We start from the raw sequence: 23,181 nt of genomic DNA, 5'->3' as shown, positions 1-23,181 counted from the left end.
CCTGAGCAGCCTCAACAGCAGGCATCAATCTGTCAGCAGCATCATTCAGCAGAGGCTTGCAGAGTCTGGTGATCAGGAATCGGGCTGTGTTGGTTCAGGCAGCCTCAACGCCCCAGTCCTGATGTCCCTGATTGCTGAGAGATGCATCCGGTGCCATCGATGCATTGGTGGTTTGATTCAGTTCCGGTTGTGCCCATTGCAGAAGTCTTAGTGCAAGGCGCAAATCACCATCCATCCAGGCACGGATCGCCATGGCTCGGCGCGGATCGTAAAAGCGCTGGCGACGATACCAATCAAAAACATCGGAATCTGATTTGTGTCCATTGCATGAGAGGCAGGCGGGAACACAATTTTCTGTAACGCTTAAACCACCCTTAGCTCTTGGAAGTATATGGTCAATAGATTCTGATTGTTTTCCGCAGTAAATGCAGCTTTTACCGGTGTGAGTGTGTAGCGATTGACGCCATCTTCGGACTCGCAGTTTAGGGCATAGATCTTCAAGGAAAACCGCGTCCCTGTTATGCATCCGAATGGTTCGGTTGTGATAATTCTGTCGCTTTCGCTGGGTTCGTCAATGTGTTCTTCGCTGCATTTTTGGCACTTTTTCAAGTGTGATATTTGAGGTTCAAGCCCCTTGTGGCGCTCAGAAGAAGCAATACAATTTCATTTGCTGAGTTGTAGTTACGGCTTCATCAACGTCCAGCTGCAGCCTTGGGCTCACCCCTTCAGGACTTGTGAGGGTCACCTACCCCTTTGATGCCGTGACCCACGCGCAGATGGGTCGGATCAGGCCTCGGGGACTCTGGAAAGGCTCGAAGCATGGCTGGGAATTTCCCCTGGCCGCAGCAGAGTGCCTGCTCGACCGTTTGGGCTCACGTTTTCGGGTTGAAGAGGAACTGGTGCGTTGGCTGGACTGGCACCGTCATCCACTGCCGCCTCTTCCTCATCACCGGGAGCTGATGGCCAGTGCCGACCTGGATCGGCCTCTTTCTGATGGTCGTACACCGCTTCCTCATCAACGCTCGGGTGCGCGCTGGCTGCTGGCTCGTCGTGGAGCCTTGTTGGCTGATGAGATGGGTTTGGGAAAGACGCTCACATCCCTTCTGGCGGCTCGCGCCTTGCTGCGTGTAGTGCCTCTGCGCCTGATGGTGATCGCTCCTGTGGGACTTCACCCGCACTGGCAGCGTGAAGCGAAGTCTCTTGATCTCGAGTGCACACTGCACAGCTGGGCCCGCTTACCGGGCGACCTTCCGGAAGCGGGAACACTTCTCGTGGTTGATGAAGCCCATTACGCCCAGTCACTCCAGGCTCAGCGGACCCAGGCCCTGTTGCGCTTGGCCCGCCATCCGCGGCTGCGGGCGGTCTGGATGCTCACGGGCACACCCGTCCGCAATGGTCGACCGATTCAGTTTTTTCCTCTGCTGGCTGCCATGGATCATCCACTGGCTCGCGATCAGCGTTCATTTGAGGAGATTTTTTGCCAGGGACACTGGAGTGAGCAGGGTGGTCGGCGCCGTTGGCGTGCTGATGGTGCAAGTCGTCTGGAGGAGTTGCGGCGCCTCACCCGGCCATTGATTCTGCATCGACGCAAGCAGCAGGTGCTGGGTCTTCCAGCCAAGCAGCGTCGCTGCCATGGCGTTTCACTGGCTGCTGATCAGGCGCTTGGATTCGATCACCGCCTGCGTCTTGTGGTGGAGGACTATCGCCGCCGTGTGCAGATCGGTGAAGTGCGTTCGGATGCTGAATCACTTGCCGTGCTCACCTCCCTGCGCATGATTGCGGCGGAATTCAAGCTTCCAGCTGCTCAGGCGCTGGTGGAGCAGTTGCGTGTTGATGGTCAGGCGATCGTGCTGTTCAGCTCCTTCGTGTCACCGCTTCAGCTCCTGCAGCAGCGGCTGGGTGGTGAACTGTTAACCGGTCGGCAAAAACCAGAACAGCGACAGGCTGCTGTGGATCATTTTCAGGCTGGTGGAACGGATCTGCTTTTGGCGACCTATGGCTGCGGAGGGTTGGGATTCACACTGCATCGGGCACGTCAGGTCGTGCTTCTGGAGAGGCCCTGGACCCCGGGCGATGTTGACCAGGCGGAGGATCGTTGCCACCGCATCGGCATGGATGGCGGGCTGACCAGCCATTGGCTTCAGCTTGGTCTGGCCGATCAGCTTGTGGATGGTCTTGTGGCCAGCAAGGCTGACAAGATCGAGTTGCTCCTGGGCCCACGTCGTATCAGCGTGGATCGTCAGCCGTTACCAGCCATGGTGGCCCGTTGTTTGCAGGATTGCTGACGCACGTCCAGCTCGTGCTCGAGCAGAGGATCTCTGGATTTGTTCTGGTCTTTGAGCAGGGATAAGGCCTGGCTCACATCAACACAGGCCTCTTCATCACGCCCCATCAGTGTCTGGATCAGTGACCTGTCGGTCAGCGGCACTGGATTGCCAGGGTGACTCACCACAACCGCATTGCAATGATCAAGGGCTTTGTCCAGTCGCTGCAAATTGAGATCTTCAAGGCAGCTGGATGCTTTCACCTGGGCATCGGCTGAAACAGCTTGGGGACTCTTGGCGTTCCTGCAGGCCTGGATCGTGAGTAGCAGAGCACCAATCAGGAGAAGCGAATGCGGCCATCTGGACCGCCAATCGGCTCGCGCAGGCCTAAGCAATGTCAACGGTTTCAGTAGCTGTATCGATCATCAGCATCCCAGTCCGTTGAAGTTGCACCGTTGGAGCTGCTGTTCGTGATTGTGCTGGCACTGCTGGCGCTTGAAGACTTCTTGGAGCTTTTGCGTCCAAACAGATCCCCCAGATATCGACCGCAATCCGGATAGCTGCCGGGTTCCTCCACCACTGTTTCGGTGATCATCACAGCCGCATGCTCTGGGGATGTCTTGAACACGCCACTGCTCTGACGTTTGATCAGGGCATAGGAGGCTTTGAAGCTCACAGAGTGATCATTGCCGTTGCTGCGCATGTAGCAATACACCTGAGCGCCCTTTTTGGAGTCGGCGCTCGCCGCCTCAACAGGTGCAGCTGCGAGCAGCATCCCCGCCAGTGGCAGCAGGACGGCGAGGCGGGTGCGGAGGCTGGCCATTGATGGACAGAAAAGGCGATCTGCGTCAACGTATCGGCTTGTGTTTGGCTGTCCAGAGGGGAATCAGGAATTACCAAGCCCGAGAGGTGTGAGCAGTTTCACCACCAGTGGCAGGACCAGAAGCACGGTGATCAGTCGCACTGCATGGAGTGCCGCAACAGCGGCACCGACGCCGTAATCCTCTCCGACCAGGCTCATGCCGCTGATTCCACCGGGCGCTGCTCCCAGCAGGGTGATCAGAGGATCAACGCCAAGCAGACGACTGGCCCATAGACCAACCACCAGACCTGTCATCACCAGCGTGAGCGTGATCAGCACCGCTGGCTTCCAGAGATTTTGCAGCTGCTCGAGAGATGTTTGCGTCAGTCCGGTGCCGATCACCGTTCCGATTCCGATCTGAAGAGCAGTGCGCGTACCGGGCGGCCATTCGGCAAGCTCAAGACGCCCGCTCATGCTCACCACTGCAGCACCGATCAGTGCGCCCGCAAGCGGTGCAGCTGGAATCCCAGTTTTCAGAGCGAGTAGTCCCATACCAGTTCCGGCCAGGGCATACACCAGCAGGATCATCAGAGAAGGCATGGCAGCCGCAGGCAGCAGATCTCTCAGTTTGAAGCCAGAGAGGGATCGCTTCGATTGACAGCTCTTGAGACTTGGTCACCCATGTGTTGTCATCAGGCCAGCACTCGCCCGTCTTCGGATGACTCAGTCCGTATCCTTCCGCATCACTCGTACGGCGGAAGATGTCGCCCAGATGCTCAACGCCCTTTCGCAGCGTCTGGTCAAGCTTGAACAGCGCCTGGAGAGCCTGGAGCTGCAAGTGCGTCAGCAGCGCAGTGAGGCTGAAACCATGCCGGCTGAACAACGGCAGCGTCTGGATGACGTGGATCAACTGCTGCTCGATTGCCAGGAGTTGTTGAACAGCACTGAGCTTTGTTCGGATGCGGTTTCCAATTCAGCTGAAATGTTGTCTCAGCCTTCAATGAGTGAGTCTGACCACGAGGCTGCGGCCGCGTAAGGCTGGTCGGAGGTGGCAAAATAAAAAGAAAGCCAACCATGGCAGCCACCACTTTCTCAACCTCTGGTCCTCGCAATGCCGGCAAGAGCCGTTGTTCCCTTGCTTCAGGCTCATCGGGATTGTCGTCCGCCGGCTCCAGCGGCTTCTTCGAGGGTGGTCATCAGCTTGAAAAGCTTGAATTCGCCTTGGCCGTTGCCATCACCCGCGGCGATCAATCCAAATCTGATCAGTTGCGTGCTCAGATTGCTGACCTGGGCGGTAATATCGAAGAACCAGGCACCTGAGGTGTCATTTGATCGCTGAATGGAGCGCTGTTGAAATGCATGCTTGAGGTCTCATAATTCTTATGTGAGCTTTTTTATGGATTGATATTTTCCGCGGTCATTTGTTAATATTAATGCAATGGTTTATTTGTCGCTGTGACGGCGTTGTTGAAATCTCCTGTACCTTTTCAATCCGTGGAGCCTGACCGAGAGCAACTGCTCAGTCGCGCAAGACAATGGTTTGAACAAGCTCGCGCCCAGGCAAGTGAAGGAAACACCGCTGGATCAGCTCAACTGATCTTGAAGGCTCTCAATCACGAACGCAGGGCTGGGAGTGTTGGGCCCCAGGTGGTTCAACTGATTAAACCCAGGGCTTCAACGTCAAGCTGGGGTAATCGAAGTTGATCATCTACTGATCATTGTTGATCAATCAATTCAAGCGGGTGACCGGATTTGAACCGGCGACGTTCAGCTTGGGAAGCTGACATTCTACCACTGAATTACACCCGCATTTTAATAATGTTACCCTAGTTTGCCTGTTTTTCGACGGTCATTCTGGCATCTCACTGATTCAGGATTTCCGAAGCTGCGCTCAATCCAGCACCCATGGATCTCTTGTGCAGGCCGAGAGACTGCAGAACTGATTCGATTGCTGCCACCGCCATCAGCAAATCTCGGTCGCAGACAAATCCAAGATGTCCGATGCGGAACACCTTGCCTTTGAGATGGTCTTGGCCACCAGCGAGCAGAATCTGATATCGCTCTTTCACAGCCTTACGCAACTGTTCGGCATCGATGCCATCGGGTGCTACTGCGGTGATGGCAGGGCTGCTGTGGCCTTCTGCGGCGAACAGCGGCAGACCGATGGCCTTCATGGCTGCCAAGGTGGCATTGCTGTGCTTTGCATGCCTGGAAATAATTGATTCCAGACCTTCGGCTTGCATCATCTCCAATGCTGCTTCCAGAGCGAAATAGAGATTCACTGCTGGGGTGAAGGGATTGCTGTTTTTGGCAGCCGTTTTCCTGTAAGGGCCAAGGTCCAGATAGAACTTCGGCAGATCGGAACGTTCGTAGGCCTTCCAGGCTCGTTCGCTCAAGGCAACGAAGCTCAGGCCGGGGGGCATCATGTAGCCCTTTTGGGATCCGGAGGCAACAACATCCAAGCCCCAGGTATCCATCGGCACATTGGCAGCTCCAAGACTGGTGACGCAGTCAGCAATGGTGAGGGCCGTGCCGTGGGCTCTTACATGGCCACTGATGGCCTCAAGGTCATTGATCACTCCGGTGGAGGTTTCGGAGTGGGTGAGGATCACAGCCTTGATCGATTTGGCAGTGTCGGCTTCCAGTGCGCTGCGAAATGCGTCTGGATCGAGGGGTTGACCCCATTCGGCTTTGATCACTTCCACATCAAGGCCGTAGGCCTTTGACACTTTCACCCAGCGTTCACCGAACTTGCCGTTATCACCACAGAGCACCTTGTCTCCACGGCTGAGCGTGTTGATGATGCCCGCTTCCATGGAGGCAGTGCCGCTACCGGTGATCACGAGCACATCGCTGCTGGTCTGATGCAGCCAGCGCAGCTGCGCATTGGTGCGTTCCACCACGGCCTGGAATTCGCTGCTGCGATGGCCGATCGGGTGGCGGCCCATGGCCTTGAGCACTGTTTCGGGCACCGGGGTAGGTCCCGGGATCATCAGGGTGAGCTTTTCCTGCACGGGCGCAAGGGGTGCCAATCGTTCATCCTAAAAAATGATCTGCATGGCCTCCCATCGCCACAACACATGCCTTTTCAGGAACCGGGTTGACTCTGCCTGTCTGGGTGGCGGCGGCGGCGCGCGCTGCGGCGCTTGTACTGGCTGGGTCTGCCGTACCCAAGAGTGTTGACCTCAGGATCCCTTCTGAGCAGGGAGTTCGTCGGGTGGAGGTGCATGCGGCATCGCTGCTGGATGGCGGTCAGAAGGCACTGGCGATCAGCATCTGTGATCCCGGTACTGGATTGGATCTCACCCGCGGCCTGGAGATCTGGGTGCTTGTGAGCCGAAGCTCCTCCAGAAAGGGATTGCAGATCCACGCCGGCCAGGGCGTTGGTCGGCTGAAACAAGACGGTTCACTTTGTATTTCTGGTTTCGCTCGAGAGTTGCTTGAGCTCAATCTCAGCGATCTGTTGCCGGTTTTGGGCGGCCTGGACGTGGAGGTGGTGTTGCCGCGTGGGCGGGAGTTGGCACTGCGAACCAGCAATTCCGCTTTCGGTGTGGTTGAGGGTCTCGCCTTGATTGGCACCCAGGCGGAGGTGCAGACCAGTGCTTCCCCTGATCAGCTGCAGTTGGCTCGTGAGCGGTTGCGTGAGCTCACGGATCAGACCGGTTTCGCAGGTCGGTTGACGCTTGTCATCGGTGAAAACGGTTTGGATCTGGCGCAGCAGCTGGGACTGTCCGATCAGCAGCCGCTATTGAAGTCAGGAAACTGGATCGGGCCCCTGTTGGTGGCTGCTGCCGAATCCAGAGTGCAGCAGCTGCTCGTGCTCGGCTATCACGGAAAACTGATCAAATTGGCAGGAGGGATCTTTCACACCCACCACCACCTCGCTGATGCACGCCTGGAGGTGTTGGCTGCTCTGGCCGTGCAGCAGGATCTCAGTCTGGAATCCATTCGTGCCCTGCTTCAAGCTGCCTCGATCGAACAGGCCTGGGGTTGGCTGCAAGCCCATGATCGCGAGCAGGCCATGGCGCTCTGGATGGCCGTGGCTGAGGCGGTTGAAGGGCGGAGTGAGGCTTATCTGAAGCGCTATGGCTGCACCGGCATGCACGTTGGGGCAGCCCTGTTCAATCGCGAGCGTCAGCTGCATTGGGCAGGCCCTGAAGGACGACTGATGCTTCGGCATTGCGGCGTTCAACTCCATCCCGTGGCTGCTGATTCAGGTCAAGGCCCTTCTCTACGCTGAACCATTGGCGGCCGATTTCCGCGGCCTACCGTTCCACGGCTTTCGTGTGAGATGTCCCAGGTTCCGATTGAAGGTCAGCGACAGCCGGCAATCGTCATTCTTGATTTCGGCTCCCAGTACTCCGAACTGATTGCCCGCCGGGTGCGAGAGACCGAAGTGTTTTCCGTGGTGCTGGGATACAGCACCTCTGTTGAAGAGCTACGCCAACTTGCGCCTAAGGGGATCATCCTCAGCGGAGGCCCCAGTTCGGTGTATGCCGATGGTGCTCCTCTCTGTGACCCACAGATCTGGTCGATGGGGATTCCGGTGCTCGGCGTCTGTTACGGCATGCAGCTGATGGTGCAGCAGTTGGGCGGACGTGTGGTGGCAGCCACCGGTAAAGCGGAGTACGGCAAAGCACCGCTCGAGGTGGACGATCCCACGGACCTGCTCACCAATGTGGATAACGGCTCCACGATGTGGATGAGTCATGGGGATTCGGTGGAAGCTCTTCCGGAGGGCTTTGTGCGTCTTGCCCATACAGCGAATACCCCCGAGGCGGCCGTCGCTCACCATGAGCGCCAGTTGTATGGGGTGCAGTTCCATCCCGAGGTGGTGCATTCCACCTGCGGCATGGCGATGATCCGCAATTTCGTTTATCACATCTGCGGCTGCGAGCCTGACTGGACGACAGCAACGTTCATTGAGGAAGCTGTCAAACAGATTCGCGATCAGGTTGGCGAGAAGAGGGTGTTGCTCGCTCTCTCAGGTGGCGTGGATTCCTCAACCCTGGCTTTTCTGCTCAAGAAGGCCATTGGTGATCAACTCACCTGCATGTTTATTGATCAGGGCTTCATGCGCAAGGGTGAGCCTGAGTTCCTGATGGACTTCTTCGACCGCAAGTTCAATATTCACGTTGAGTACATCAAGGCCCGGCAACGATTTCTGACCAAGCTCAAGGACGTCACAGATCCGGAGCAGAAGCGCAAGATCATCGGCACCGAATTCATCCGTGTTTTTGAAGAGGAGAGCCGTCGCCTCGGTCCCTTTGATTATCTGGCCCAGGGCACGCTCTATCCCGATGTGATCGAGAGTGCTGGGACCAATGTCGATCCCAAGACCGGTGAGCGAGTGGCTGTGAAGATCAAGAGCCACCACAACGTGGGTGGTCTCCCCAAGGATCTTCAGTTCAAGCTGGTGGAACCGCTGCGCAAGTTGTTCAAAGACGAAGTGCGCAAAGTCGGTCGCTCGCTCGGACTTCCTGAGGAGATCGTGCGTCGTCATCCCTTCCCTGGTCCGGGTCTGGCGATTCGCATCCTTGGTGAAGTCACAGCGGAGAAACTTGATTGCCTGCGTGACGCGGACTTGATCGTGCGCGAAGAGGTGAAGGAAGCCGGTCTGTATCACGACATCTGGCAGGCCTTCGCCGTTCTGTTGCCTGTGCGGTCAGTGGGAGTCATGGGTGACAAGCGCACCTATGCCTGGCCGATTGTGCTCCGCTGCGTTTCCAGTGAAGACGGTATGACCGCAGATTGGTCAAGATTGCCCTACGACCTGATGGAGACCATTTCCAATCGCATTGTCAATGAGGTGAAAGGTGTGAACCGTGTGGTTCTGGACATCACCAGCAAACCGCCTGGCACGATTGAGTGGGAATAGTTCAGGGGGGTAAATTCCCTTTGCACCGCCTAAATATGGACTCAAACATAATATCTGAGACTGACTGAAAAGTATTTTGATTATGCGGCTTTGAAGTTTCATTTCGTCACTTTCTCCTCAGAGGAATGGGTATATTCAAGCTATTAGTCTCCAAGCGATTTTGAAATTTCATCGAATACCACTACGGGCATCCACTGGTCTTCTGTAAGCGGTGTGATTAAGTGCAGGCGTAACTCTGATAAAAAGAATTGCAGAATGATGTCGCTATAGTTCAGTTTTCGTTGCAGGAAGATGATTGTAACGAACGGCGACATGACCTAAGAGGCGGCTAGAGGAAGGTGTGGTCGACAGCCAGAATTTAGCGGTCTCGATGCTTCCGATATTTGCGAAGTCTGATGATGTGTGGGTTATGGAATTAAAAAAGACTTTGAAAGTTTTAGCAGCTGAACTTAGCAAAGCGACATGCAGTAAGTTTTCCATAATATTTCGCTTCATGTGGAACAAATAGCGAAAGATCCTGGACTGGGTTTGCATAACCCCTTTTCATTCACCTCTCAACGCTCTTTGTGGCTGTCTGGTGTGGTGGTGAATCGATTCTGGATATTCATCAAAGCTTAGTAAGGCCAGTATTGCAGTGAAATATTAATTGAGATAGCTATTGGTTTCTCTGCTTAATCAATTTTGAAAGTTCAGGAGAAAGCATATCCTCTGCCCATTGATAAGAGAGGTGGTCGTCATCTCGGTAAATGTCCACTTTACCATCATTGAAATTGCAAGTTTTTTCTGGACAGACAATTGAATATGTATCAAGCAGTCGAATATTTTTGCGAGATTTTGATAGTTGATTTATTTGTCGGAATAAATGCCTGTAAATACCCGTTTCTTTGTTGTTAAAAAAACTGCTTTCAATGTTACAGGTTTCTTTTTGAAGTGAATTGAACCACTGTAAATCTGGGTTAGAGCATTGTTTTGCTTTTTCTCTTTTCCATTCAGGAGTTGGAGTTTGAATGATAAGCATCGCTCCACGATCTTGTGCCAAGGCGGCAAGCTTTTTCACTGAGGAGACCCACTCGTTGAAATACTCTTTCTGAGATCCAAAAGAACCATCTCGTCTGGGAAACATGAAGTCGGAGGCTGGCCGCTCATAATATGTTCCGCCAAAGTGATAGGGCAGTCTCATAGATAGTAAGACAACATCGCCACTTTTTAATTGTCGTTTGAGTGTGTCCTCAATCAACCTAAAGTCATCTAGCGTTTGAAGATCTTGTTGCTTTTTTGATTTTCTATAATGGCCAACCGGGGGGAAAGGCGTTCCTTGAGCTGTATATAACTTCAAATTCATATTTTGAATGCTTGCTGTCTCTTCTGCTGCCATGTAAAGAGCACCTGCATGACTGTCGCCCAGGACCCAAAGAGTTTCATTGCTTTTGTTATCAACATAGTAGCAAGAGGACAATTCAGAAATTCTTGGCTGGCATTGTTTTCCCTTGATAAAGGGTGTGCTTTTTTCAAAAGTTTCTTTTCCAACGAATAGTTGGCCTCTCAAAGGTTTTTTAAGTGCAAAGAGACCTCCGGAAAGAGCTACCAATACTCCCCCACCAAGCGTCAAGGTCTTCCATCGCCTTCCAAGCCAGTTGCCGGTTCGTAGTGGCGTCTCAATGTATCGATAAGAAGCGATTGCCAGACCCAGCATCAGGGCGACCTGGATCGGCACAGACCACCAGTGGACACCAATGGTCCAGCGACTGATAGAAAGTACTCCCCAATGCCATAGATAGAGTGAATAAGAGATGACACCGATATAAATAACTTTTGAATTAGTGAAAATTCTGAATGCGGCTGTTCCTTCCTTTAAGGACGCCATCAGGATGGATGACAGAGCTACCAATACAACTGTCGATGATGCTGCCATCGACATCGGTCGATACATCACACCGATCATCAACGCAACCAATAGAAGTGGTGGAAACTTCGCAAGGAATTGCTCGAGGGATGTATGTCTGTGAAATACGATAAAGATCAGACATCCCGCTGCCATCTCCCAGAACCTTGTCGGCATCCAGAAATATGCTGCCGGTTGATTGACTGGATACAGATATAGAAATCCAATCAATGATGTCATTGTCAGCACTCCAACGGCCAGAAAAAGATTGCGAGCACCATTTTTAGTTTGCCTTCCAAATCCTGAAAACCAAATTAGAAAGGGAAAGATGACGTAGAACTGCTCTTCAACTCCCAGGGACCATGTGTGCGTGAAGACATTGAATTCTGTTGATTGAGCAAAATAATCTGTTGACTGCTTTAAAAGGTAGAGATTGGATAGGCCGAATAATGAAGTCAGGCCAGTTTTTAATGATGCATCTGGTGATGGATCGAATAGGCAGATTGCAATACTCGTGATCAGTACAAAAACTGATAATGCTGGCACGAGTCGTTTGATCCTTCGTTCATAGAAACCACTGATGAAGTCCTTGAAATCTTTGCTAGGTCTTCCGAGCAGTGATGATGTAATGACATATCCAGATATCACAAAAAAGATATCTACCCCAAGGTATCCTCCTGGAAGGATGTCCTTGTTGAAATGATTGATAATGACTACAATAACTGCAAATGCCCTGAGGCCATCTATCTCAGGTCGATACCGACTGCTTTTAGATTGATAAATAGACTTACTGTCGCTCGCCCTCGATGTCATTTCTTCAAAGAGTGAGGGCTTATAGGAACTTATATTTTATCACGCATATCGTTTGAAAATGATTTGAATGGTTGTCATCAATCAATGGGGTATTATTTATTTTAAAAAACGGTTGTAGTTGCTGGCCATTCAGTATCTTTACTGAACAGGCTTTACTAGCGTTGATCTGGTGTTTCAGTCGCTACAGCCCTTGTAGGATGAGCCTGGCGTCATGGTATGACCCATTTGCTTGGAGAGTTTTGCGTCTTTCCATTATTTCTCTAGCCATGGTTGTGGTTGCTCGGCCATCGATCCTAGTCTCGACATCCATTAAGTTCACCTTGTATGCCATGCTCCCATCTCAGAATGCTGACCCAATTCAGTCGATGAGAAAGGTGATTCACTGCTATGTTTAGGTTTGTTGCCATGGCCAGAATCTCTCTAAGTGGTTAGGCTAAAAGTTTTAGTGTTTCGCTCTTTGATTGCCAGCGCCATCCAACCCTATATCCAACACAATCACGGACGGTGTTGCTCCGGAAATGAAGACCAGAAGGCGGACTTATAAATTATTTCCTGTCAGATTGGATTCGTGTTACGAGGTCGATATATATATTTCTAGGCTAAACGCGATTTTAGTGTATCAAATCAATGCCAATTAAAGTCTCGTTGATACATTCTAGCCTGTCTCTTCTAGCCTGTCTCTTCTAGCCTGTCTCTTCTAGCCTGTCTCTGAAGTTGATGTAATTTATTTTACTTGTCCAGTTGTGGCCTTGTGTCTACGTTCAAGTTGATATTGCTTTTTGCAATGAATTACCTGAAGAACATCCGTCTTGTTTCGGCTTCTGCGGCCCTGGTCGCCGGAGGTCTTCTGGCAGCCTCAATCGCGACGAACACCCATTCGGCGAAAGCGGCTGTTGAGGATTACGAAATTAACGCCGCGACGATTTCCGGAGATCAGCGAAACACCGATTTCATTAATCGTGTAGGTGCCAAACAGCTTGCCAACGATCTGCGCCGCGGTGGATATGTGATCTATTTGCGTCACGCAAGGACCAACAAGGACTGGGGTGATCAGGTCAGTCCAAATCTGAATCTTGCCGATTGCAACACGCAGCGTCGTCTGAGTCCGGACGGCAAAAAAGAGGCTGTTGAGATTGGTCGCGGCGTTAAGGCCGCAAGAATTCCAGTTGGCGATGTGATTTCCAGCGATTACTGCCGTGCTTACAACACCGCTCAGCTTGCCTTTGGTAAATACTCAAAAAATTCAAATCTGAATTTCCTGCCTTGTGTGGATTGCACGCCTCAGGATTACAAGGAATACGCGAATAGGGTGGCTCCGCTCCTTTCGGCAAAGCCGGCCTCAGGCACCAATACATTCCTCGTTGGTCATGATGATCCCTTCCAGGGAGTCACCATGGGAGTGGTGCCACCTGATGGGATTTATCCCGATCCAATGGGAGTTTCCTATGTGGTGAAGCCGATGGGCAACGGTCAGTTTGAATTGGTGGCCAAACTTCTTCCCACGCAGTGGAGAGCACTGTCTCAATTCTGAGTCAGACGGTTCGTTGCACGGATCAGTTCGGCGTTGGTTCTTTGAAAAGAGCCAACGCTTTTTTATGCCGTTCAACGTTGGGTGGAGAGTGGAGTGTCAATGAGTCCTTTAAGGGGGCTGGTAGGTCGATGCCAGCACCGATATCCTTGGTCCCCGGCATCAAGGATGTGACCGCTGCCCAACAGCAGGACCAACAACTGCAGCGACGTCTCCAGCAGGACAGCATCCAGCTTGCTGGTAAGACCATTTACATCAACCCTTTCCTCTACTGGCGACGTTTTGACAGCAACACTGATCGGTGGCTGCGAGAACCCGGACAGTTGAATGAGGATCAGATCCAGCAGAACCGTGGTCGTTTCTATCCAGAGTTGGAGTGGCCTCTGCTTGATCCCACAGATCAGGAGATCAAGGATGGCGCCGTGGAGATGTTCCTGAAAAGCCTGGAACTGATCGGAACCTTTCACCCTGAGCTCACTTCCGGCCAACTGCTTGAGGTCGAGCGCAAGATGGCGATCACCAAAAAGCGCTCCTTCGAACGTTGGGTGGAGAAGTCGTACCGAAGGCGGTCTCGACTTCAAACGAGGGAGAAGCGGCGGTTCGAACGCGATCGCTTCTGGCGCGGCTGGTCCGAGTGGATTGCCCTCGACACCACGCATCATGCTTTGGTACCGATCGTGGCGATTGTTGTGTTGTCAGGTGTGATCGGCTGGACATTGGGATCATCTCGTTCAGCCTGTCCGACACTTGTTCTCCCTGCGGAGCAGACTGGACTTCGTTGAATCATCAGGCTTGCCTCTATGGCTGAAAGCCAACCACTCGATTCGTTGCGCCTGGCGCTGATGCAGGAGGTTCTGCCGATGGGACTGGCCTTTGTCGATCGCGTCCGCAGCGATGGTCCTGCCAAGGCGGTGGAGTCTGTTGCCAGGGGCAATGATCCCCTTGGTGATCTGCGCCAGCAGGGTGAAGCAGCGGCACGGGAGGTCCGTGAACGTTTGGATCAGATCAGCCCTGGGCTAGGCAATCCTGTGGTGTCAGTGCAGGTGGAGGTGGATGATCCTATGGAGCCGCAGGTCCAGCTGGATTCGGATCAGGGAGACTCTTTGCAGCTGCAGGACGTCCTGGAAAGGATTGATGGGCGTCTCCAGCGCTTGGATGCGCTGATGAACAAGGTGAGTTGACTGGGATGGCGGGTTCCGGCTTCTCGCAACGAGATGGTCAGCGTCAAACTGGTTTGCGCCAGCAGCCACTGGTGTTTCTGGCGCTCGTGCTGTTGGTGAGTGCGGCGATGGTCTCTCGTCTGGTGTGGCTTCAGCTGCTTGAGGGTTCCCGCTACCGCCAACTGGCTGATGAGAATCGCATTCGCCTTGTCCCTCGTTCACCCACGCGAGGACGACTGCTGGATCGCAAAGGGCGGGTCTTGGCCTCCAGCAAATTGACCTATTCCCTCTATGTTGAGCCACGCTTGGTGGATGATGCCAGCTGGCCCGACCTGCGTGATCGTCTGGCCCGTTTGCTCAGCCTTGATGCGGCCGTGCTGGATCAGCGCCGTGGCAGCGGACAGGCGCGGGACGGTTATCGCATCAATCTGGCTACGGACCTCAAGCCTGAACAGGTTCTGCGTTTCCGTGAGCAGTCGCTGGGATTGAAGGGTGCCCAGGTGGATGTGGACATTCTGCGCTTCTACCCCCATGGAACCCTGGCAGCCCATGCCCTGGGTTACACCCAGCCAATCACGGAGGAGGAGTACAAGACCCTTGCTGAAAAGGGATACAAAATTCGAGATCGCATTGGACGCATCGGCGTGGAGGCGGCCTATGAAAGTCATCTCCGCGGTGCCTGGGGTGGGCAGATGCTGGAGGTGAATGCCATGGGTGAGGTGCAGCGTCATCTCGGGGATCGTCCTTCGGTGGCCGGCAAGGACCTCAAGCTCACTCTTGATCTGGATCTTCAGAAGGCTGCGGAGCAGGCCTTAGCTGACAAGCCTGGTGGCGCGATCGTCGCCATGGATCCCAGTAATGGGGCCATTCTTGCTCTGGCCAGCAAACCCACGTTCGATCCCAATTTCTTTTCCAAGCTCGTCACCACCCAGAAGGAGTACGACGCACTGTTTTCCAATCCGAAAAAGCCCCTGCTCAGCCGGTCCATGAATGCCTATGACCCCGGCAGCACATGGAAGGCTGTTACGGCGATGGCCGGCATGGAGTCCGGTAAGTTTCCTGCCGATACGAAACTCAACACCACCGCCTGCATTACCTACGGAGGTCATTGCTTCCCTGATCACAACGGTGCAGGCTTCGGTCGTATCGGCTATGCCGATGCCTTGCGTTTTTCCAGCAACACCTTTTTCTACCAAGTTGGTGTTGGCTCGGGATCCCTTGCGCTGAAGAAAGCTGCAGACGCACTCGGTTTCCAACAAAAGACCGGAATCGAGATCGGCTGGGAGGAAAGTGTGGGCCTGGTGGGTGACGAAGCGTGGGCGGCGGCGGGTCGGGGCTGGGCCGACCCCGGAACAACCCCGTGGATTCCTGAGGACATGGCCAGTGCTTCCATCGGCCAGTCGGTGGTGCAGATCACTCCCCTGCAGTTGGCCAGGGCTTATTCGGTGTTCGCAAATGGTGGTTGGCTGGTCACGCCTCATCTGGCTGATCAGGGGCTGGACTGGACTGACCCTGCCAGGCGCTCCAAGGTGGATATCAAACCCTCCACCCTCAACAAGATCCGAGAGGGTTTGCGCAAGGTGGTGTCTGATGGCACCGGTTACGGATTGAATGGTCCTGGCATTCCACCGGCCGGGGGCAAGACGGGTACAGCTGAAGACAGTACCGGTGGACCGGACCATGCCTGGTTCGCTACGTATGCGCCCTATCCGGAGGGGAAGATCGTGATCGTGGCGTTCGCTCAGAACACACCTGGTGGAGGATCCGTGCACGCACTGCCGATGGCCAAAAAGGTGATGGAGGTCTGGAACCGCACGCGCGGCAAACCATGATTCAGGCGGCAGCGCTGAGTTGCTGCTTCTGGAGAACCTTGCGGTAGTAGTCCCGCAACTGCTCAGTTGCACCAGCCCAGCCCCAGCGTTCCGCTTCGTCCCGGGCAGCTCTCCGCAGCGACTGGCGTTCGATGTCATTGCCTAGCAGGCGACGCGTGGCTGTGATCAGGCTGGCAGCACCTCCATCAGTGCCGTCGGGTTCATACAAACAGCCATTGACGCCGTCGGTGATGATGTCTGGAATGCCGCCGCGATTGGCTCCTACCACAGGGCAACCAGCTGCCATCGCTTCCAGCAGGACCAGTCCGAGAGTCTCGGTACTGGAGGGGAAGAGGAAGGCATCACCGCTTGCATAGGCGCTGGCCAGCTCTTCACCGGCGAGATAGCCCACAAATGTGGTGGCCGTGCCTTCGAAATGCTTTTCCAGCTGCTGGCGGTGGGGTCCGTCGCCGACCAGCGCCAGACGAGCATCGGGAAGTGCTTCGAGCACGGGTTTGATGCGCTCGATCTGCTTCTCGGCGGAGAGCCGGCCCACGTAGAGCAGCAGAGCACCGCGGTCGTCTTGATCACCAGTGAGGCGATGACGCATGGCATTGCTGCGCAGTTCAGGACTGAACAGTTCGGTGTCTACCCCTCGCTGCCAGAGATCGGTGTGCTGAATGCCCTTTTCACTCAGCTCCTGAACCATGGCGGTGGAGGTGCACAGATTCAAAAGGGCCTGGTTATGGGCGGCTTTCAGGAGTTCCCACAGCAGTGGTTCGAGCATGCCCATGCCGTAGTGCTCGAGGTACTTGGGCAGATGGGTGTGATAACTGGCAACCAGCGGGATGGATTTGGTCTTGGCCAGCCAGATACCCCCGAGCCCCAGCACCGCTGGATTGACAACGTGGATGAGGTCAGGCTGGAAATTGTCAATCGCTTCGGATACAGCCGGCCGCGGAAGAGCCAGCTTCAGCTCCGGATAGAGCGGCAGAGGCATCGCGGGCACACCGATCAGGCGGGCACCCATGTAGTCCTCTGGACAGCCTTCCGGGCAGAACACCATCACCTCATCGCCGGCGTCCACCAGGTGCTTCACCGTTTTGGTGAGGCGGGTCACGATGCCGTCGACCTTGGGCAGGAAGGTTTCGGTGAAGAAGGCGATTTTCAAGGGAAGGGCCTGATTCAGGAGGCGGAGCCGATGGCTTGTGCCTGGGTTTTGGTCCAGGCAGAGGTGCAGAGGATGCGGTTGCGATCGCAGCGATCGGCGTAACGAGTGGCGATTTCCACCACTTCTTTCAACAGACCGTCGTCGAGTGTTGTGGGGTTGAGCCCCAGCTCAATGAAACAACGATTGTCCACGATCAGGTCGTTTTCAACTGCTTCATTGCGAGGGTTGGGCAGGTTGTTCACCTTGGCTCCGGTGAGGGCGGCCACTTTGTTGGCCAACTCGCCCACCTGATGGCTTTCGGTCATCTGGTTGAAGATCTTGACCCGTTCGCCTTGGTCGGGGGGATTGTCCAGGGCCAGCTGGACACAGCGCACGGAGTCGCGGATGTGGATGAAGGCACGGGTCTGGCCTCCTGTGCCGTGCACGGTGAGTGGATAGCCGATGGCCGCTTGCATCAGGAAGCGGTTGAGCACTGTTCCGTAGTCTCCGTCGTAATCAAAACGATTGGTGAGTCGTGGGTCGCGATCCGTCGCCTCTGTGTTCGTGCCCCAGACGATGCCCTGATGCAGGTCTGTGATTCGCACCTTGTCGTTTTTGTTGTAGTAGAGGAAGAGCAGCTGATCCAGCGTCTTGGTCATGTGATAGACACTGCCGGGGCTGGCTGGATGAAGGATCTCTTCCTCAAAGCGACTGCCATCGGGTTGGGGGACCTCCACCTTCAAATAGCCCTCAGGGATGGTGGCGCCTCTGTGCGAGCCATACCCGTAGACGCCCATGGTGCCCAGGTGGACCACATGAATGTCTTGGCCGGATTCCACGATGGCGGCCAGCAGGTTGTGGGTGCCATTGACGTTGTTGTCGACGGTGTAGCGCTTGGTTGCGCTGCTTTTCATCGAATAGGGAGCTGCGCGCTGCTCAGCGAAGTGCACCACAGCTTCGGGTTTTTCCTGGTTGAGCAGATCCACCAGGCGCTGATATTCATGCGCAATGTCCATATGGACGAAGCGCATGGGCTTGCCGCCTGTCTCCTGCCAGGCTTTGAGGCGATCACCGATGTTCGCAATTGGTGTGAGTGATTCAACCTCCAGATCGATGTCGATCTTGCGCCGGCTCAGGTTGTCCACGATCACAACATCGTGGCCCTGATCCGCCAGATTCACGGCGCAGGGCCAGCCGCAGAAGCCGTCACCACCGAGAACGAGAACTTTCACCCCAAACTCCTGCTGAAGCGTGCGAGCCGCCAATGAGGTGCAAGCTACTACAGGGTTTTCAGCTGATCGCCACGGTCAGGGCCATCAGTGCCACCACCAGTACTGAGCCGCTGATGATCAACACTCTGGAGGCACTGCTGCGGCTGGTTTCCTTGGCAATCACCTCCATGCGCGGTTCCTTGGCGAAGGCATTCAGACGTCCACCGTCTTCGGTTGTGACCTGCATGGGTCCTTTGTGACTGGACGGACCTTATGAGTGCAATTGCTTAACGACCTCTTTTATGTCGCTTGCTTCATGTCACTTCACCACTCTTTACTTGACCAGGCCGGTGGTTGGAGAGCTGGCACTGGCTTGTTCGAGTTTCGGAAGTCGGCCTGAAAGGTAAGCCGTGCGACCCGCTTGAACGGCCTGACCCATCGCTTCAGCCATGGCCGCTGGGTTGCCCGCCAGGGCAATGGCGCTGTTCACCAAGACCGCATCAGCACCCATTTCCAGGGCCGCAGCGGCTTCACTCGGTACCCCGATCCCTGCGTCCACCACGACTGGAACACCGGCGTTCTCGATGATCAGCGCAATGTTGGAAGCGTTGCGCAGTCCCTGACCGGATCCGATCGGTGAGCCCAGAGGCATCACTGTTGCGCAGCCCACCTCCTCCAGCCGTTGTGCAAGCAGCGGATCGGCATTGATGTAGGGCAGCACCGTAAATCCTTCCTTCACAAGCTGTTCGGCAGCCTCAAGAGTTCCGAAGGGGTCAGGTAACAGGTGACGGCCGTCAGGAATCACCTCCAGCTTCACAAACGTGTTGTCCTCCTGACCTGCAAGCTTGGCCAGCTCGCGGCCCAGCCTGGCTACGCGCACGGCTTCATCAGCATTGGCACAGCCTGCGGTGTTGGGCAGCATCCAGATCCGTGTCCAGTCGATGGCCTCCATCAGGCCGGCATGTCCGGCTGCCACGGTTTGCACGCGCCTGACGGCCACGGTCACCATGTCGCAATCGGAGCGAACGAGGCTTTGCTGCATCGCTTCCAGATTGGGATATTTGCCCGTGCCGGTGAACAGCCTGCTGTTGAACTGCCGACCACCGATCAGAAGTGGGTCGGTGCTGGGCGGGGTCGATGCCATTGAAGGAGCTGCGGACTGGTGGGGAACCGGATCGGAAGTCGAACAGGCCACGGTTGAGGGACCTACCCTGCGGCAATCATCCGTTCTCGTCATGCCCATCACTATGGACATGAACGCGCCGATCGAGATTCCGGCGACGTTCGAACCGTCCTTACCTCTTGATGCCTCCACCTTGGAGGATCCACTTGAGATTGAAGGTTTGGTTCAGCGTTTTGATCCGATCGCCAGGGCCGCCAATATCGCAACGTCGATGCCCAGAGAGTGGTGCGGCAGTTATATGTCTTTCACAAGCGGCAACAGCGTCGATGTGAAGCTCACCCTGGCGAGTGTTCAGCCCATCGGACAGATGGTTGATCTGAGGGGAAACATGCAGATCGGCGAGATCAGCACTCCGGTGCAGGGCAATCTCAATGCCTCATCTGACCAAGTGGATTTATTGCCTCTCGCTAGCCAGCTCACGGATGAACTCGAGCCGGGTGGCAGTTACCTCGGTCTTCAAGGGATGACCCTTTCGAGTTGGCAGGCTCCACGAATCACCAATCGTGGAGGCAGCCTCAGTCTGGCTCCAAGCTGCCCTGGTTCAGAAGCCCCTGCCGTCAGGGCTCTCTGGTGAGTTCTTCTGCGGTTCGATGAATGAGCTGCTTGTTCGACCTTTGGCTGTCCGCTCCAAACGTTTCAGTCGGTTTTTTGCTGTTTTGTTCGCGGGGTCAAGCGTTAGCACTTTGCGGTACAGCTCAGCTGCCTCCTCCCTGTTGAGAAGTCGCTCCTGTGCAAAGGCGAGATTGTTGAGGGCCACTGGATAATCCTGCTTCGCCTGCAGAGCGAATTTGTAATGACGCACAGCGCCAGAAAAATCCTTCTGAGCAGCCAGAGAAAATCCCAGTGCGTTCTGGATCAGTGCCCGTGCTTCCTGGGGTTCTTGGTTCAGGCGTTTCACGGCCTGACGCAATGTCGCTGTGGCCTTCGGGTACAGACGCTTGCGTAGTTGGACACAGGCGAGCTCATAAAGATCGCCGGCATCTTTGGAGGATCCGGCTTCGGACTGCTCGAGACGAATGAGCTCCAATTCATCACGACGCACTCGTAGAAGCTGACGACCTGCAATGACGGCAGCAATTGCAAGCAAGCCGATCAGCCCAAGCAGGTAGGTCTGCGGCAGGAAGGAATTCATGAAGGCTGGTTGAGCGCCCGTGAAGGGACGCTATTCAAGCCTGAGTTGCATTCACCACATTGGCGAAGCTGGAGGGGTCCGCCACTGCCATTTGTGCCAGCATTTTGCGGTTCAGGCGCACATCCGCTTTTTTGAGGCCACCGATCAAACGGCTGTAACTCACCCCATTCAAGCGAGCTGCAGCGTTGATTCTGGCAATCCACAAACGGCGAAAATCACGCTTACGCCGCCGCCGGTCACGGTAGGCGTTGCACAAAGCCTTCATGACCCGCTGATTGGCGGTGCGGAAGAGGGTTCCGTTGCTGCCGCGGAAGCCGCGAGCCAGGCGGAGGATCTTGTTGCGCCGCTTACGGGCGACGTTGCCTCTTTTAACGCGTGCCATGGGTCTTGAGAAAGGGAGTTAAGGGAGATGTGTTCAGATCCGTCACTGCTCTGAAAGCGAGCTAGGACTCAGGCGTAGGGCATCATCAGGGCCACGCGCTCTTCGTCAGTGCGATCAACGACAGCTTTCGTTTTCAGGTGTCGCTTCAATTTCGGACTTTTGTGATCCAGGAGGTGATTGTGAAATGCGCGACGTCGCAGGAATTTGCCTGTGCCTGTTGCTTTGAACCGCTTGGCGGCTGCTTTGCGGGTCTTGAGCTTGGGCATTTCTCTGGCGACGCGTTGCACAAACGACAAACATAGAACCTCACCCCCCCTTCAGCCAAACCCTTTGTCCAGCTTCATGCTCAGATCCGCTGTCAAGCCCGCTGCCATGTCTCGTTCTGCACCAGATGCAGTCTTCAGACTCCTCCCCTGGATCTGGCTTCCGGTCTGTGCTGCCCTGGGCTGTCAGGCCGAGGTCATTGAGCAGCAGGTCATTGAGCAGCCTTCTCCTCAGTCTGAGGTTGTTGCGGTTCCGACTCATCGACGCGTTCCCTTGCCGCCCTCGGCCAGGAATTCCGTTCTCTGGGTATCACTCGATGATCATCTCGGGGCGGGAACGCGGCCCGATCGATCGGCTGCTCAATTGACGTTGATCAGCGCGGGAGCGGCTCCTCTGCAACTGCGGGATCGGACCGGAAAGCTTGTGTCGTCGGCTGACCGGCTGCGCTTCAGCTGGCGACTGGTTGCTCTTCCGGAACCTCTCGACGTTGCCCGACGTGTTGCGGGACCCTTCGCGAGTTTCGAGTCTGCGGACCAGATCGCCCAGCGATGGGGTGCTCAGGGGGTGAAGGCTCAGGTGGCCCATCCAGGCGAATGGGAGGTTTGGGCTCCTGCTGATGCGCAGGATCTTTCAGGTGTGTCATTGCGCGATGTCAGTGAGCGCATCAGCAGTGTTGTGATGCCCGTGCTCGAGGGCCCCACGGGTGGTCGAACCCTGCAGGGGCCTCTGCAGGTGCAAGCTTCCGACGGCATGCGCTGGAAGGGTGGGGTTCTGCGTGGACCGTTCCGTCTTCAGGCGGATGCCTACGGCAGCTGGACGTTGCTGGAGAAGCTTCCGCTCGAGCGTTATCTCGAGGGTGTGGTGCCCCATGAGATCGGAGCCGGATCCCCAGCGGCGGCGTTACAGGCCCAGGCCGTGCTGGCCCGCACCTGGGCTTTGGCCAACAGCCATCGCTTTGCTCTGGATGGATATCACCTCTGCAGTGACACCCAATGCCAGGTGTACAGCGATCCACGGATGGCCAGCCCATCGGTGCGACAGGCCATCCGTGCCACGGCTGGTGAGGTTTTGTTGTGGGATGGGCAGCCGATTCATGCCGTGTATCACGCCACCAATGGCGGAGTCAGTGCTCACGCTGAGGAGGCCTGGGACATGGAGCCACTGCCCTACGTGAGGGTGCAGGCGGATGGCCTGAGCTCCTGGGGTCAGTCGCTCTCCCTGCCTCTGAGCAGCAACCAGGGTGTGCAGTCTCTGCTGAAAGGCGGGGATGGTGCTTATGGAGCAGGTCATCCCCGTTTTCGCTGGAGTCGCGTCTACACCGCAGGACAGCTTGGTCAGGCACTTGCCGCTGCCGGTCAGGGGAATGCTGCTCCCACATCGATCAGCGTGCAGAAGCGCGGGCCCAGTGGCCGGGTGCTCTCGCTTGAACTTGACCGGGATCGTGGAGCGGCGCCTGTGGTTCTGAAACTGGATGCCATCCGGCGCACCCTTCGCCGTTTGCCCAGCACGTTGTTTGTTGTTGAAGCTGAAGGGGCGGGGGTCTGGCGCTTCCGAGGCGGAGGGTTTGGCCATGGAGTGGGGCTGTCCCAGGCAGGTGCAATCGATCTGGCCGATCGCGGTTGGAGTGCTCAGCGGATCCTTCAGCACTATTACCCCGGAACGCAGCTGGGGCCTTTCACAGTTCCTGCCGGGTCCGTACCTGCTGAGGCCCCCTAAAGTCC

At 55.5% G+C, this 23,181-nt stretch carries 24 protein-coding genes and 1 tRNA gene; 11 read left to right on the top strand and 14 right to left on the bottom strand.

Features of this window, described 5'->3' with window-relative positions:
* Positions 1–94: 94 nt before the first annotated feature.
* Positions 95–526 carry an HNH endonuclease gene (locus SIB58_RS14445; RefSeq protein ID WP_067327127.1) on the bottom strand — a complete coding sequence of 144 codons (432 nt, stop codon included), beginning with the start codon at positions 524–526 and terminating at the stop codon, positions 95–97.
* A 250-nt stretch (positions 527–776) separates the two neighbouring features.
* On the opposite strand from SIB58_RS14445, the gene SIB58_RS14440 reads away from it, so the two are divergent.
* A complete protein-coding gene (locus SIB58_RS14440) occupies positions 777–2,285 on the top strand; it encodes a DEAD/DEAH box helicase (protein WP_067327125.1) in 1,509 nt (502 codons plus the stop codon).
* On the opposite strand, the gene SIB58_RS14435 is transcribed toward SIB58_RS14440, so the two are convergent.
* The 3 genes from SIB58_RS14435 to SIB58_RS14425 all read right to left on the bottom strand — a co-directional run bounded on the left by SIB58_RS14435 (position 2,240) and on the right by SIB58_RS14425 (position 3,666).
* Positions 2,240–2,665: a hypothetical protein gene (locus tag SIB58_RS14435; protein ID WP_231857104.1), complete on the bottom strand. Its 426-nt coding sequence runs from the start codon at positions 2,663–2,665 to the stop codon at positions 2,240–2,242. The two genes, SIB58_RS14440 and SIB58_RS14435, sit on opposite strands and share 46 nt — an antisense overlap.
* A gap of 5 nt (positions 2,666–2,670) precedes the next feature.
* Positions 2,671–3,087: a DUF6554 family protein gene (locus SIB58_RS14430; RefSeq protein ID WP_066908562.1), complete on the bottom strand. Its 417-nt coding sequence runs from the start codon at positions 3,085–3,087 to the stop codon at positions 2,671–2,673.
* Between the two features lie 63 nt (positions 3,088–3,150).
* Positions 3,151–3,666: an AbrB family transcriptional regulator gene (locus tag SIB58_RS14425; protein WP_066908559.1), complete on the bottom strand. Its 516-nt coding sequence runs from the start codon at positions 3,664–3,666 to the stop codon at positions 3,151–3,153.
* Between the two features lie 118 nt (positions 3,667–3,784).
* On the opposite strand from SIB58_RS14425, the gene SIB58_RS14420 reads away from it, so the two are divergent.
* Both SIB58_RS14420 and SIB58_RS14415 read left to right on the top strand, forming a co-directional pair.
* Positions 3,785–4,102, top strand: coding sequence for a chemotaxis protein (locus SIB58_RS14420; protein ID WP_066908555.1), 318 nt, complete (start codon positions 3,785–3,787; stop codon positions 4,100–4,102).
* Between the two features lie 38 nt (positions 4,103–4,140).
* Entirely contained in the window at positions 4,141–4,386 is a 246-nt protein-coding gene (locus SIB58_RS14415) for a hypothetical protein (protein WP_066908552.1), read from the top strand.
* A 417-nt stretch (positions 4,387–4,803) separates the two neighbouring features.
* On the opposite strand, the gene SIB58_RS14410 is transcribed toward SIB58_RS14415, so the two are convergent.
* Positions 4,804–4,875: transfer RNA gene (locus SIB58_RS14410), tRNA-Gly, on the bottom strand.
* Between the two features lie 53 nt (positions 4,876–4,928).
* The gene (locus tag SIB58_RS14405; RefSeq protein ID WP_067327165.1) at positions 4,929–6,080 is read right to left on the bottom strand and encodes a pyridoxal-phosphate-dependent aminotransferase family protein; all 1,152 of its coding nucleotides are present in this window, start codon (positions 6,078–6,080) and stop codon (positions 4,929–4,931) included.
* Positions 6,081–6,133: 53 nt separating this feature from the next.
* Here SIB58_RS14405 and cbiD point away from each other — a divergent pair, with 53 nt between their 5' ends.
* Together cbiD and guaA are read left to right on the top strand one after the other, a co-directional pair.
* Positions 6,134–7,306, top strand: coding sequence for a cobalt-precorrin-5B (C(1))-methyltransferase CbiD (cbiD, locus tag SIB58_RS14400; RefSeq protein ID WP_067327123.1), 1,173 nt, complete (start codon positions 6,134–6,136; stop codon positions 7,304–7,306).
* Between the two features lie 51 nt (positions 7,307–7,357).
* Positions 7,358–8,944, top strand: coding sequence for a glutamine-hydrolyzing GMP synthase (gene guaA, locus SIB58_RS14395; RefSeq protein ID WP_066908542.1), 1,587 nt, complete (start codon positions 7,358–7,360; stop codon positions 8,942–8,944).
* Positions 8,945–9,599: 655 nt separating this feature from the next.
* Here guaA and SIB58_RS14390 read toward each other — a convergent pair.
* Positions 9,600–11,639 carry an acyltransferase family protein gene (locus SIB58_RS14390; RefSeq protein WP_067327120.1) on the bottom strand — a complete coding sequence of 680 codons (2,040 nt, stop codon included), beginning with the start codon at positions 11,637–11,639 and terminating at the stop codon, positions 9,600–9,602.
* A 784-nt stretch (positions 11,640–12,423) separates the two neighbouring features.
* Here SIB58_RS14390 and SIB58_RS14385 point away from each other — a divergent pair.
* From SIB58_RS14385 to mrdA, 4 genes are all read left to right on the top strand, one after another.
* Positions 12,424–13,170 carry a hypothetical protein gene (locus SIB58_RS14385; RefSeq protein WP_074159324.1) on the top strand — a complete coding sequence of 249 codons (747 nt, stop codon included), beginning with the start codon at positions 12,424–12,426 and terminating at the stop codon, positions 13,168–13,170.
* A 167-nt stretch (positions 13,171–13,337) separates the two neighbouring features.
* Positions 13,338–13,949, top strand: coding sequence for a hypothetical protein (locus SIB58_RS14380; protein ID WP_067327163.1), 612 nt, complete (start codon positions 13,338–13,340; stop codon positions 13,947–13,949).
* 18 nt (positions 13,950–13,967) lie between these two features.
* On the top strand, positions 13,968–14,348 hold the full coding sequence (locus tag SIB58_RS14375) for a hypothetical protein (protein ID WP_066908536.1): 381 nt from the start codon (positions 13,968–13,970) through the stop codon (positions 14,346–14,348).
* Between the two features lie 5 nt (positions 14,349–14,353).
* The gene (mrdA, locus tag SIB58_RS14370; RefSeq protein ID WP_066908533.1) at positions 14,354–16,159 is read left to right on the top strand and encodes a penicillin-binding protein 2; all 1,806 of its coding nucleotides are present in this window, start codon (positions 14,354–14,356) and stop codon (positions 16,157–16,159) included.
* A gap of 1 nt (position 16,160) precedes the next feature.
* On the opposite strand, the gene SIB58_RS14365 is transcribed toward mrdA, so the two are convergent.
* The 4 genes from SIB58_RS14365 to SIB58_RS14350 all read right to left on the bottom strand — a co-directional run bounded on the left by SIB58_RS14365 (position 16,161) and on the right by SIB58_RS14350 (position 19,643).
* Positions 16,161–17,309 (bottom strand): glycosyltransferase family 4 protein, encoded by a 1,149-nt coding sequence (locus SIB58_RS14365; RefSeq protein ID WP_067327117.1) that lies wholly within the window; start codon positions 17,307–17,309, stop codon positions 16,161–16,163.
* Positions 17,310–17,323: 14 nt separating this feature from the next.
* Positions 17,324–18,520 (bottom strand): NAD-dependent epimerase/dehydratase family protein, encoded by a 1,197-nt coding sequence (locus tag SIB58_RS14360; protein ID WP_066908885.1) that lies wholly within the window; start codon positions 18,518–18,520, stop codon positions 17,324–17,326.
* Between the two features lie 58 nt (positions 18,521–18,578).
* The gene (psb34, locus tag SIB58_RS14355; RefSeq protein ID WP_066908527.1) at positions 18,579–18,746 is read right to left on the bottom strand and encodes a photosystem II assembly protein Psb34; all 168 of its coding nucleotides are present in this window, start codon (positions 18,744–18,746) and stop codon (positions 18,579–18,581) included.
* Between the two features lie 87 nt (positions 18,747–18,833).
* Positions 18,834–19,643, bottom strand: a complete 810-nt coding sequence (locus SIB58_RS14350; protein ID WP_066908882.1) for a thiazole synthase — start codon at positions 19,641–19,643, stop codon at positions 18,834–18,836.
* Here SIB58_RS14350 and SIB58_RS14345 point away from each other — a divergent pair.
* A complete protein-coding gene (locus SIB58_RS14345; protein ID WP_369813433.1) occupies positions 19,621–20,256 on the top strand; it encodes a hypothetical protein in 636 nt (211 codons plus the stop codon). The two genes, SIB58_RS14350 and SIB58_RS14345, sit on opposite strands and share 23 nt — an antisense overlap.
* On the opposite strand, the gene SIB58_RS14340 is transcribed toward SIB58_RS14345, so the two are convergent.
* The 3 genes from SIB58_RS14340 to rpmI form a co-directional block, all read right to left on the bottom strand.
* On the bottom strand, positions 20,224–20,814 hold the full coding sequence (locus SIB58_RS14340; protein ID WP_067327115.1) for a tetratricopeptide repeat protein: 591 nt from the start codon (positions 20,812–20,814) through the stop codon (positions 20,224–20,226). The genes SIB58_RS14345 and SIB58_RS14340 overlap by 33 nt on opposite strands.
* Before the next feature lie 34 nt (positions 20,815–20,848).
* Positions 20,849–21,196: a 50S ribosomal protein L20 gene (gene rplT, locus SIB58_RS14335; RefSeq protein WP_066908518.1), complete on the bottom strand. Its 348-nt coding sequence runs from the start codon at positions 21,194–21,196 to the stop codon at positions 20,849–20,851.
* Between the two features lie 68 nt (positions 21,197–21,264).
* Entirely contained in the window at positions 21,265–21,462 is a 198-nt protein-coding gene (gene rpmI / locus SIB58_RS14330) for a 50S ribosomal protein L35 (RefSeq protein WP_066908876.1), read from the bottom strand.
* Between the two features lie 106 nt (positions 21,463–21,568).
* Between rpmI and SIB58_RS14325 the strand changes: the two genes are divergently transcribed.
* Positions 21,569–23,176 carry a SpoIID/LytB domain-containing protein gene (locus SIB58_RS14325; RefSeq protein ID WP_066908879.1) on the top strand — a complete coding sequence of 536 codons (1,608 nt, stop codon included), beginning with the start codon at positions 21,569–21,571 and terminating at the stop codon, positions 23,174–23,176.
* Positions 23,177–23,181: the final 5 nt, after the last annotated feature.

It is taken from the genome of Synechococcus sp. MIT S9504 (assembly GCF_047497135.1).
In the GTDB taxonomy this organism is placed as follows: Bacteria; Cyanobacteriota; Cyanobacteriia; order PCC-6307; family Cyanobiaceae; genus Synechococcus_C.
Note: the sequence above shows the minus strand (reverse complement) of the source record. Positions and strands in the feature narration are given on the sequence as shown.